Origin of the sequence: Nostoc sp., from assembly GCF_041747015.1 — a bacterium.
Classification (GTDB): domain Bacteria; phylum Cyanobacteriota; class Cyanobacteriia; order Cyanobacteriales; family Nostocaceae; genus Nostoc.
Genome location: NZ_JBGTFY010000287.1, coordinates 1 through 11,268, shown reverse-complemented (window position 1 = coordinate 11,268; position 11,268 = coordinate 1). Strand labels below are relative to the sequence as shown.

Sequence of the window (11,268 nt, the reverse complement as noted above, 5' to 3'; positions counted from 1 at the left end):
CGAAGCGTCAATATTAACTATGTCTAATTGCTCGAAGATTGCATCAGGAAAGTGGAATTTTTTTTGAGGTTGAACTTTCTTTACTCTTTTTAGCTTGTAACCTAAATCATTTAATTTGACTCGAATTGTTTCTGATGTATGTAACTTTTCGTCACTATAACCATATTTTTCTATTAGTTGCTTTCTGACTTCGGCAGCACTTAGTCTGCTATATAGTCTTTGACTTTTAAAACTAGGGTCAATAAGACGAATGTGAATCTACTATATTTTTTATATCTTCTAAAAGATTTGGGAAATGTTCTTCTGCTTTATAACGTCCTTTGCCACTCATGTTATCAACACAAGTAATACCGCTTTCTAATTCTCTTATCCCTTTCCTAATAGTATCTCGATTCCATCCTAATTCTGATTCTGCAAGCCTTTGCCCTCCTAAACCTAAGCCCTGAACTGTCGAAGCCATAAATTTACGCTTTGCTGCACCAAATAATTGAGATGCAGTTTCAATTAACAACTTTTTGAGAGAATCAGTTAATACTATAGCCACCAGTTACCACACTCCAAAACAAGCGTCATTATTCAAATTACTACAAAAGGGGGATGAAGGGGCTGCCGTCGGCAGCCCCTTCATCCCCCTTTAAAATGATTATCATTATTGCTGATGGAATAGTTTATTTTCTGGAAGTCCCTAAACAAACCGGAGCCTATATGTTGAAATTTGCTTGCTTCAAGATTGAAAGGCACATTCTTGTTAAAGGTAAATCATCACCCGATGACCCAAAATTAAGGGACTACTGGATTAAACGGCAAGAAGCTAAAACTAAATCCGAATTAATCAAAAGTAGGCAGAAGATAGCCCAAAGGCAACAATATGTCTGTCCTGTATGCGGGGAATCTTTATTAAATGATGAGGAGTTACATCTTCATCATAAAAAGCCAAAATCTCAGGGTGGTGGTGACAATTACGGCAACCTACAACTCGTACATCTGTACTGCCATCAGCAAATACATTCTGGAACAATTTGTAGTTTATGACTTGCTTGAGCCGGATGCGTTGCAAGGCGCAAGTCCGGTTCTGAGGGGGCGGGATTATAGCGATATAGTCCTGCTACCCGACCACAGTCCTGCCATATAGTCCTGCTACCCGACCACGGTGATGCCTATTTTATTAACCCACATTTTTGCCAAGCTTACTTCTTTAGGACGTGTTCATCCTGTTTCGACAGGTGTTGAACCCTCGTAAATTGGCAGAGGTATTGGTATTCAGAATTGATCATGCGATCACGATGTTTATCGAGATAACGGCAAAAGTTTTGGGCATTTCCATAGTAGAGCCTATCCTTATACCTTCCAGGATCGACACATCATATAACAGCTTATTTTTTACGCAACCAATAGCCAATTAAACTACCAAATAACCATAACTCCAACGTATAACTAGGTTCTGGAACGGGTGTAGGAGAGAAAGCTAGACCTGTGGGTGCAACCAACCCATCTTGGGCAAAGATACCAAGAGAGGCTCCTGTTTTACCGTTGTATTTTAGGACTTTGTTGCTCAAAAAGCTGCTCACATAAAGGTCGCCGTCTGGGCCAAAAGCTAGCCCGTCAGGACCACTCAGCCCACCACCCTCAGCAAAGATGCCAAGGAAGGCTCCTGTCTTGCTGTTGTATTTAAGGACTTGATTGCTCAAAAAGCTGCTGACGTAAAGATTACCGTCTGAACCAAAGGTCAGCCCAGTGGGATTGGCTAGTCCACTACCTTCCCCAAAGCTACCGATAAAGGCTCCCGTCTTGCCATCGTATCGTTCAATGTTGCTGGAGAAAAAGCCAGCTACGTAAAGGTTACCATCAGAACCAAAGACCAAATCCGCGGGACCTCGAAGAGTGCTGCTTTGGGCAAAGGTACTAAGGGAAGCTCCTGTTTTACCGTCGTACTCTAGAACGTTGTTAGTACTTAAGCTGCTGACATAGAGATTGCCATTTGTGCCAAACTTTAAGCCAGTAGGCTCGTTCAGCCCATTGCCCTGTGCGAAGATACCGAGGGAGGCTCCTGTTTTACCGTCGTACTCTAGAACGTTGTTAGTACCTCTGCTGCTGACATAAAGATTGCCATTTGTGCCAAAGACTAACCCTTCTGGACCGCTCAAACCGCCACCTGTAGCGAAGGTACCGGTCAAGGCTCCTGTTGTACCATCATATTGTTGTATGCTATTGGAGCCGAATCCAGAAACATAGAGGGTTGCCGCCCCTGCCGCATCAGCAAAAGCTAGTACTCCTAATGTTGGTAAAACCAGAATACAGTTAATTAATTTGCGTTTCATCTAATATTTCCTCTTTTGAACTGTTCGCGCTCAATCGCTTCAAAAAGCGCTTTAATATTACCACTACCAAAGCCACGAGCGCCTTGACGTTGGATGACTTCCATGAATAAAGTTGGACGGTTTTGGAATGGTTTGGTAAATATCTGCATGAGATATCCCCATTGATCACAATCAACCAAGATTTGCAATTCTTGCAACACTTTTATCAAATCGCGATCAATATCGATGATCCGCTCTTTTAACATCTCATAATATGCATCAGGTATAGTCAAAAATTCTATATTATTGGCACGCAAAGCTCGGACTGTGCTAAAAATGTCGTCGGTTAAAAAGGCTATATGCTGCGACCCAGATCCGCCGTTGAAAGCGAGATATTCTTCAATTTGGGAAAAGCTTTTACCTGTAGCTGGTTCCAAAATTGTAAACTTAATGTTACTTGTGCTATTCTGAACCACTTTAGAATTCATGGCACTGTATTCGGTGGCAACCATCTCGTGTTGAATTGGATGGAAGTCTAATAAGCAATAAAAATTAACCCAATGCTCTAAAGTACTTTGTTCAACGCTGACAGCGATGTGGTCGATCGCACTCAGACCCGTAGAAACAACAGGTGGTGGTTCTTCAATGGCTCGATAAGTCGGGAAGAAAACACCATTGTAGGCATGACGCTCAATGAAAGAGTGTACAGTATCACCATAGGTAGCAATTGTAGCTACAACCACGCGCCCTTCCTGGCTTTCATATACTGTTGGTTGCTTGATTGGTAGTGCGCCCCGCCTGACTGCTAACTCGAAAGCTTGCGTTGCATGATTCACCCTAAACGCAATATCTTTAACACCATCACCATGTAACTTGACATACTCGGCGATCGCATTGTCTGAGCCAATTGCCCCTGTGAGCACCAACCGAATTTTACCTTGTTCGAGAACAATTGATACTCGGTCTTGCACTCGTGTTTCTAAACCAGCATAGGCAATTGGGGTAAAACCAAATACGGTGCGATAAAAGTGTGCTGCCTGCGGCACGTTACCAACATACAATTCAATGTAATCAATGCCCTTGAGGTCGAGAACTTCCTCTGGTTGTCGGTATATAACCTTGTGCTGACTCCAGCCTTGGTGAGGTGTTTCTATATTTAGCATCATTTAACATCTTGATTTACTAATTCAAATTTTAATTTCTGCTTCTGCTTCGTCAACGATCGCATCTGGTAGTTCCTTCTCTATCAGTCGCAGGGGCGGATATTGATAAGCTGCAACCCCAGTTAGCATAGTGAATATCCCAACAACAACAAACAACAGACCGATACCGCGTCCTGAACCAACGCCAATCAGCTTACCGATGGTTCCAGCTAGTGGTCCATCAGTAGCTAGTAGTGGCTCAAAAACCTTGTCGGCCAAAGGTCCGGCAATCAGATAAGCAAGTGGTAATGCTGCCCCTGCGATCATTTGACTCAAAGCAAATACTCTTCCCTGTACATCAGGTGCAACTTTTTTTTGCAGGATCACTTGGTTGCAACCACCAATAATCGGTCTACCTAAGAAGAATAAAAATACAGCAACGCCGAATAACCAGGCAGAAGGACGCAGCCCGGCGATCGCAATACATAGCCCACCCAGTATGGAGAAGCCAAGCATTCCCTCAACCCGACGTTGCGGTCCACCCCAAGCGCTCATCACCAAACTGCCGATCAGCATACCGCTACCCCCTATAGACAATACAATCCCAAGTACGGTAGCTGAGGTGAAAGATAACACTAAGGGGGTAGCCAACACCCAAATAACTCCCACCAGGAAATTACTGATAGCGAAGAAAGTCAGCAGTCCTAGCAAGCTAGGCCGTTCCATGATGTAATTCCAACCATAAGCAGCCTCTTCTAGCAATGAGCTTTTTTCTGCTTGGTGTGCTGAGGTAGTTTTGGGATTAGGAACGCGGACGAGCAGTAGCGTTAACAGGGCAAACAGAAAAGTGGTGAAGTCAAGGAGAATCACACCCTGCATCTGGATGGTTTCGATTAACAAACCTGCCAGCAAGGGTGAAATCAGCCGCGCTACCGACAATCCCAACTGACTCATACCGCTAGCTCGCCCTAGATACTCCTTAGGCACCAGCAAAGTTGTCATAGCAGTATAAGCTGGCATCTGAAAAGCACCGCAGATAGAGGCGGCGATCGCCGCTAAGTAAATGTGCCAAATTTCCAGCCGACCGAACAAGAGTAGCGGGGCGATCGCCAGTGTACTGAGTCCAGATCCAGAGTCACTGATAATCATCACCCAGCGCCGATCCCAACGGTCAACTAATGAACCAGCCAGGGGCGAAATTACAATTGCTGGTAGGATTGTACATAAAGAAATGAGTGCATACTGGGTCACTGAATCTGTATTTTGATAAACCCACACACCCAATGCAAAGCTCGTGAGTGTGGAACCGATGATCGAAATCACTTGTCCTAACCAGATCAGGTTGAAGACTCTGATTCTATAAGCTGTAGTCCATTCAGGCATCTCATTCATCTTAATTAATTCATCTGTATTCTGTTAAAGGCAAGTTTTCAACTGCTCTGCCAAGAACTCGACATGGGGTTTTCTCAGCATGGTGTAATGATTACCAGGGACTACATGAATATTTACCCCTGACTGAGCCAATTTGTCCCAACCCATTGTTGAGTTTTGGGAATCTTCTTCTACAAGCTGTTCTTGAGCTTTCAAAAGCGTTATCTGACCTGAATAGGTTTGCGGTCTGTAGTTCCACATCGCCTGGACATTGGTTTTAAAGACGTGAAACAGATGACGAACTAATTGCAGATCGAGATCAAAAAACAGTTGATCAGAAATCTTTGCTTGCTCAAAAACATAGACTAATTGCGCGTCGGGTTGGAGTTGGAAGAAGTAATCTAAAGATAAACTGAGTTTATCCAGTGAAACTCCTAGCTCTTGCACAAAATTGCTGAGTATTGACAGATTCTCATCATCTTTTGTTGCAGGTTTGTCACTAAAAGTCATTGCCTTTACATCTAACACAGCTAGTAAGTCTATTTTTTGCCCTTGTGCGTGTAACTGCTGCGCCATCTCAAAAGCCAAGATGCCCCCCATCGACCAACCCGCTAACAGATATGGACCTTCTGGCTGAATGCTGCGTATTGCTTGGATGTAGTGAAATACCATCTCCTGAACTTGAGTGTATGGCTCTTGTTCCCCTTCTAGACCTGGTGCTTTTAACCCATATAATGGTTGATCTAAACCGAGATAATGCGCCAAATCCATGTAGCAAAAAACATTTCCCCCAACTGCATGGATACAAAACAAAGGTTGTTTTGTGCCGACAGGCTGAATTGCTACCAAGGGAGATCGATACGGGGAAACACTTTGCTGGCGTAAGACACTACTATTGCGATTGCGAGCGATCGCAATTATCGGCGGTGCTTGCAAACTCTGCTTTGTATTACAGACTGTCTCAATCGTCTCAGCTAAACCAGCTAAAGTTGGAGATTCAAATAAACTTCGCAAAGGTAAATCCACTCGAAACTCACGTTGTATCCGAGAAATCACCTGGGTAGCTAGCAAGGAGTGTCCCCCCAATTCAAAGAAATTGTGGTAAACGCCAACCCGCTCCAGACCGAGAACCTGCGCCCAGATATCTGCCAGTTTCTCCTCAGTCGGAGTCCGAGGAGCCACTAAAATGCTTTCCAATTCAGGATTGATTAGTTCTGGAGTCGGTAGGTTACGGCGGTCTACCTTACCATTGGGAGTCAATGGTAAGGTATCGAGGAACATAAAGATTGCTGGCACCATATACTCAGGTAGTTGCTTTTGTAACCAGTGCCGGAGTTCATTGACTGTGGGGCGCTGCTCCTGGTGGGAAACGACATAGGCCACTAAGCGCTTATCCTCTGAAACCTCTCCCCAGACAATAACTACAGCATCTTGCACAAAGGGGTTTTGACTCAGTACTGCTTCAATTTCACCCAACTCGATGCGGAAGCCACGAATCTTCACCTGATTGTCGATTCGCCCCAGAAACTCAATGTTTCCATCTGGTAAGTAGCGAGCTAAGTCTCCTGTTTTGTAAAGCTTTGCACCTGATTCTTGACTAAAGGGATTGGCAATAAATTTCTCATTTGTTAAATCTGGGCGGTTGAGGTAATTCCGAGCTAAACCAGCACCACTGATATGTAACTCACCTGGAACACCAATGGGTACAAGTTGCAAATTAGCATCTAAAAGATAAATCTGCGTATTAGCGATCGGTCGCCCGATCGCTGGGCTGGTGTTAAATTCTTCCTTAACTGGAACCAAGCCAGAAGTTGCAACCACTGTACTTTCCGTTGGACCGTAATTATTGACCAACTTGAACGGTAGCGAACTTGAAGGATAATGATGCAGTTTGTCTCCACCAGTCAGCAAGATGCGTAAAGCCAGATTCTTTGGCCAATCCAACAATAAGATATTCTCTGCTAATAGTGTTGGCAAGAAACTGATGGTGATTCCTTTGGATATCAGCCAATCTCGCAGTTGCACTGGTGCAGTACGAATTTCCTCTTCTAGTAAATATACACTTGCACCAGCGGTAATATAAGGCCAAAGTTCCCAGACAGATGCATCAAATGCTACTCCGGCGAGTTGAGTTGCTCGGTCATCTGGTGTTACTCGATAACTACGTTGATGCCAATACACCAGATTTAGCAGTCCTGCATGAGTGATTTGGACTCCTTTGGGTCGGCCTGTGGAGCCAGAAGTATAAATCACGTAAACCAAGTTATCAATGCTAGCAGCACAGATCGGATTTTGTTGGCTTTCTTGGGTGTGATACCAATAGGTGTCCAGGTAAACTGTATGGGCTTGGTGTTCCGGTAGCTTGTCAATCAGTTGCTTCTGGGTCAATAGCACTGCTGGTTGGGCATCTGTTAACATCCAAGATAGGCGTTCATTCGGATATGCTGGATCGAGCGGTAAGTATGCTCCGCCAGCTTTGAGAATAGCTAGCAGCCCAATCACCATTTCTAAAGAACGCTCGACGCAGATTGCTACCAGTACTTCCGCCCCTACACCCAAAGTTTGGAGATAATGCGCCAGTTGATTAGCACGTTGATTTAGTTGTTGGTAAGTTAACTGCTCACTACCAAAAACAACTGCTAGAGCATCGGGGTTTTTTTCTACCTGAGTCTCAAATAACTGCTGGACACATTGATCTTGGGGATAGTCTTGCTGGGTATAATTCCACTCTCCAAGTAAGTGACGATCGCTGTTGATCAATATTGGTAAAGTCGTGATTGGTTGTTGAGGATCAGCCGCGATCGCCTGAAGCAATGTTTGATAATGCCCTGACATTCGGGTAATAGTGGCAGTATCAAATAAATCTGTGTTGTATTGTAACGACCCCTGCAATCCTTGCTCAGTTTCCATCATCGACAGCGTTAAGTCAAACTTCGCTGTCTGATTGTCAAATTCCATCGGAGTCAGAGTCAACCCTTCGATCTCCAATGCTGGCATTGGGGCATTCTGCAACACAAACATTACTTGAAACAAGGGAGTATAGCTCAGGTCACGCTGTGGCTTGAGTTCCTCCACGAGTTTTTCAAAGGGTAAATCTTGATGGGCATAAGCTGATAGTGTTGTTTCTCGTACCCGTTGGAGCAATTCTAAAAAACTCGGACTACCAGATAGGTCATTACGCAAAACTAGGGTATTGACAAAAAAGCCGATTAACCCTTCTATCTCAGCACGGTTACGGTTGGCAATCAGCGAACCCACTAAGATGTTTGACTGCCCAGTGTAGCGGTACAGCAACACCTTGAACGCCGCTAGCAGCGTCATGAATAGGGTCACCCCCTCACTCTGCGAGAGCGCCTTAAGTGCAACAGACAAAGATTTGGGCAATTGGAAGGACTGGGTTGCACCTTGAAAGGTTTGAACAGGGGGGCGTGGACGGTCAGTCGGTAGAGCGAGAAAAGCCGGAGCACCAGCCAGTTGTTGCTTCCAATAGGCGAGTTGGGCTTCCAAAACCTCACCCTGCAACCACTGCTGCTGCCAAATAGCAAAGTCTACATACTGGATAGATAGTTCAGGTAATGGCGAAGGCGTGCCGCTAATGAAAACCTCGTAGAGAGCCACCAGTTCCCGGATTAGTACCCCCATTGACCAGCCGTCCGAAATGATATGGTGCATGGTAAACAGCAGCACATACTCTTGCTCGCCCAGTTGCAGCAGGGTAGCCCGCAGCAAGGGACCTTGGGCTAGGTTAAAGAGCTGTTGTGCTTCTTCAATAGCCAGCCTCAGTGCTTGAGCTTCTCGCTTAGTCTCAGGGAGTTCTCGGAGATCCACCAATGGCAGTGTCAAGTGGAAAGCTGGGGTGATCACCTGAACTGGTTCATCATTTACAGGTATAAAAGTTGTGCGTAAGGCTTCATGACGCCGCACAATTTCATTGAAGCTCCGCTCCAGTGATGCCACGTTGAGCGCACCATTTAGGCGTAAAGCAGCAGGAATATTATATAAAGATTTGCCAGGTAGCAACTGGTCAAGAAACCACAGCCGTTGTTGGGCAAAAGATGCAGGAAATACGAAGATATCTTGTTCAGAAGTATCAATTTCGTTCTCATCAGCCATTAGGGGGGGGTCAGAAAAATCCTGTGTCATTGGTCTTTTTTAATAAGAGAAGATAGTTTCATGCGACCAGCTTCACGAAAAACTGGCACTATAATTGGGGTTTGAAGTTTAGTATTATTCTCTTTGAGCTTCTCAATCGCCTCAGCAATATCTGCCACCGTAGGTAACTCAAACAGCTGGTTTAAGGGCAGTTCTACCTGGAATGCTTTTCTCACACGGGAGATGACTTGGGTTGCTAGTAAAGAGTGTCCTCCTAACTCAAAGAAATTATCGTAAACGCCAACCCGCTCTAGTTTGAGGATTTCAGCCCAGATTCCTGCCAGCACTTCCTCAAGGGGGGTACGCGGAGGGACAAAAGTTTCTTCCAATTCGGATCTGGCTTGACTGGGGGCTGGCAGGGCGCGGCAATCTACTTTCCCATTGGGCGTTAACGGTAGAGCTTCCAATACCACAAATGTTGAAGGAATCATGTAATCGGGCAATTGCTTTTGTAGAAATCGACGCAGGTTACTGGTTATGGATGTGAACTCCTGGTTTAAGACAACATAAGCCACCAGACGTTTGTTGCCCGGTTGGTCTTCACGAGCGATGACTATAGTTTCCTGCACCTTGGGGTGTTGGAGCATTACTGCTTCAATTTCTCTGGGTTCAATGCGGAAGCCGTGAATCTTCACTTGGTTATCAATACGCCCAAGGAACTCAATGTTGCCGTCCGGTAAGTAACGAGCTAAATCCCCTGTTTTGTAGAGGCGGGTTCCTAGTTCATCGCTGAAAGGGTTGGGGATGAATTTCGCTTGGGTCAACTCCGGGTGGTTGAGGTAGCCTCGAGCTAAACCGACACCACCGATGTGCAGTTCACCAGCAACCCCAATGGGGACTGGTTGGAGATAAGAATCTAATATGTAGATTTGTGTGTTAATAATAGGACGACCAATAGATGTATGTATTGTTTGTTCCTGGGATCGACATTTGTACACACTGCTCCAAACTGTTGCCTCTGTTGGTCCATATTCGTTAAAAAGAGATGTGTGCGGCAGCCGCTCCCCATGTAGTCCAATCATATCTCTTGGACAAGGTTCACCCGCGACAATAACGGTACGCATCCAAACAAGCTGTTGTGGTAGCGCTTGTGCCAAAATTTGTGCGTACAGAGACGGAATAGTTAGTAAATGTGAAACATGAGTTTGAGCGATTAATTGGCTAAGCTTTAAAGGATCTTGCTGGGCATTGTGCTGTGGTAACTGAAGTATTCCACCTTGGCATAATGTCCAAAAGATGCCTGCAACTGAACTATCGAAAGCAAACGATGAAACTAACAGAAAGCGTGTTACTGGCTCGTTGTAATAACAAAGACGAGCACACGTCGATTGCACCAAATTTTGATGTGTGACAAGCACTCCCTTAGGTTTTCCTGTAGAACCTGAGGTGTAAATGACATAGGCCAGATTCTTTGACTGAACTTTACTGACCAGATTCTCCTCACTCTCTTGAAAGATCAACTTCCAATCAACATCGAAACAGAACACACGAGTCTGATGGGTCGGTAGTTTAGCAACTAAGTGCTTCTGCGTCAGTAACACTGACACCTTGGAATCTGACAGTATATAAGCCAAACGCTCTTGGGGATAAGCTGGATCTATTGGCACATAAGCTCCACCAGCTTTGAGAATCCCCAACAATCCCACTACCATCTCAATGGAACGCTCTACATGAATGCCTACCAAGATTTCCGGCCCAACTTCCAAAGTTTGTAGGTGGTGAGCTAGCTGATTGGCACGGCAATTTAACTGCTGGTATGTCAGTTGCTCTCCTTCAAAAACCACTGCGATAGCATCAGGTGATCGTTCCACCTGAGCTTGAAATAGCTCATGTATACAAACATCCTTAGGATAGTCCGCTCGGGTATCATTCCATTCTACTAATAACCGTTGTAGTTCAGTTGCACTCAGAAGAGGTAAATCTGACAGTCGTTGATTGGGATTGGCAACAATTCCCTCTAGCAAGGTTTGCAAATGCTCTGCCATTCGTGCGATGGAAGCAGCATCAAACAAGTCTGTATTGTACTCTAGCGAACCCTTCAGTCCTTTCTCGGTATCTTCCACATACAAGGTTACATCAAACTTTGCCGTCCCGCTCTCGAACTCCAAAAGGTTTAAGGTCAAACCCTCTAGCTCTAGTGGTGGCATAGGGGCATTCTGCAACACGAACATCACCTGGAACAATGGTGTATAGCTCAAATCGCGCTCAGGCTTTAGTTCCTCTACTAGCTTGTCCAAGGGCAAATCTTGGTGGGCATAAGCTCCTAAAGTTACCTCACGCACCCGCGCCAGTAACTCCCGGAAACT

At 45.1% G+C, this 11,268-nt stretch carries 6 protein-coding genes and 1 pseudogene; 1 reads left to right on the top strand and 6 read right to left on the bottom strand.

Annotation, left to right across the window (positions count from 1 at the left end):
• Positions 1–538, bottom strand: a pseudogene (locus ACEW80_RS23525) (ISAzo13 family transposase); the annotation flags it as partial.
• 101 nt (positions 539–639) lie between these two features.
• Between ACEW80_RS23525 and ACEW80_RS23520 the strand changes: the two are divergent.
• Entirely contained in the window at positions 640–1,032 is a 393-nt protein-coding gene (locus tag ACEW80_RS23520) for an HNH endonuclease (protein WP_373528911.1), read from the top strand.
• A gap of 341 nt (positions 1,033–1,373) precedes the next feature.
• On the opposite strand, the gene ACEW80_RS23515 is transcribed toward ACEW80_RS23520, so the two are convergent.
• The 5 genes from ACEW80_RS23515 to ACEW80_RS23495 all read right to left on the bottom strand — a co-directional run.
• Complete coding sequence (locus ACEW80_RS23515) at positions 1,374–2,318, bottom strand: hypothetical protein (RefSeq protein WP_373528910.1); 945 nt, start codon at positions 2,316–2,318, stop codon at positions 1,374–1,376.
• Positions 2,315–3,463, bottom strand: coding sequence for a 4-hydroxyphenylpyruvate dioxygenase (hppD, locus tag ACEW80_RS23510; protein WP_373528909.1), 1,149 nt, complete (start codon positions 3,461–3,463; stop codon positions 2,315–2,317). Before hppD ends, ACEW80_RS23515 begins: the two co-directional genes overlap by 4 nt.
• A 21-nt stretch (positions 3,464–3,484) precedes the next feature.
• Complete coding sequence (locus tag ACEW80_RS23505; protein ID WP_373528908.1) at positions 3,485–4,822, bottom strand: MFS transporter; 1,338 nt, start codon at positions 4,820–4,822, stop codon at positions 3,485–3,487.
• Between the two features lie 33 nt (positions 4,823–4,855).
• Positions 4,856–8,953 (bottom strand): amino acid adenylation domain-containing protein, encoded by a 4,098-nt coding sequence (locus ACEW80_RS23500; RefSeq protein ID WP_373528907.1) that lies wholly within the window; start codon positions 8,951–8,953, stop codon positions 4,856–4,858.
• Positions 8,950–11,268: amino acid adenylation domain-containing protein (locus ACEW80_RS23495; protein WP_373528906.1), on the bottom strand; the 2,319-nt coding region annotated here is incomplete at its 5' end. The genes ACEW80_RS23500 and ACEW80_RS23495, both read right to left, overlap by 4 nt.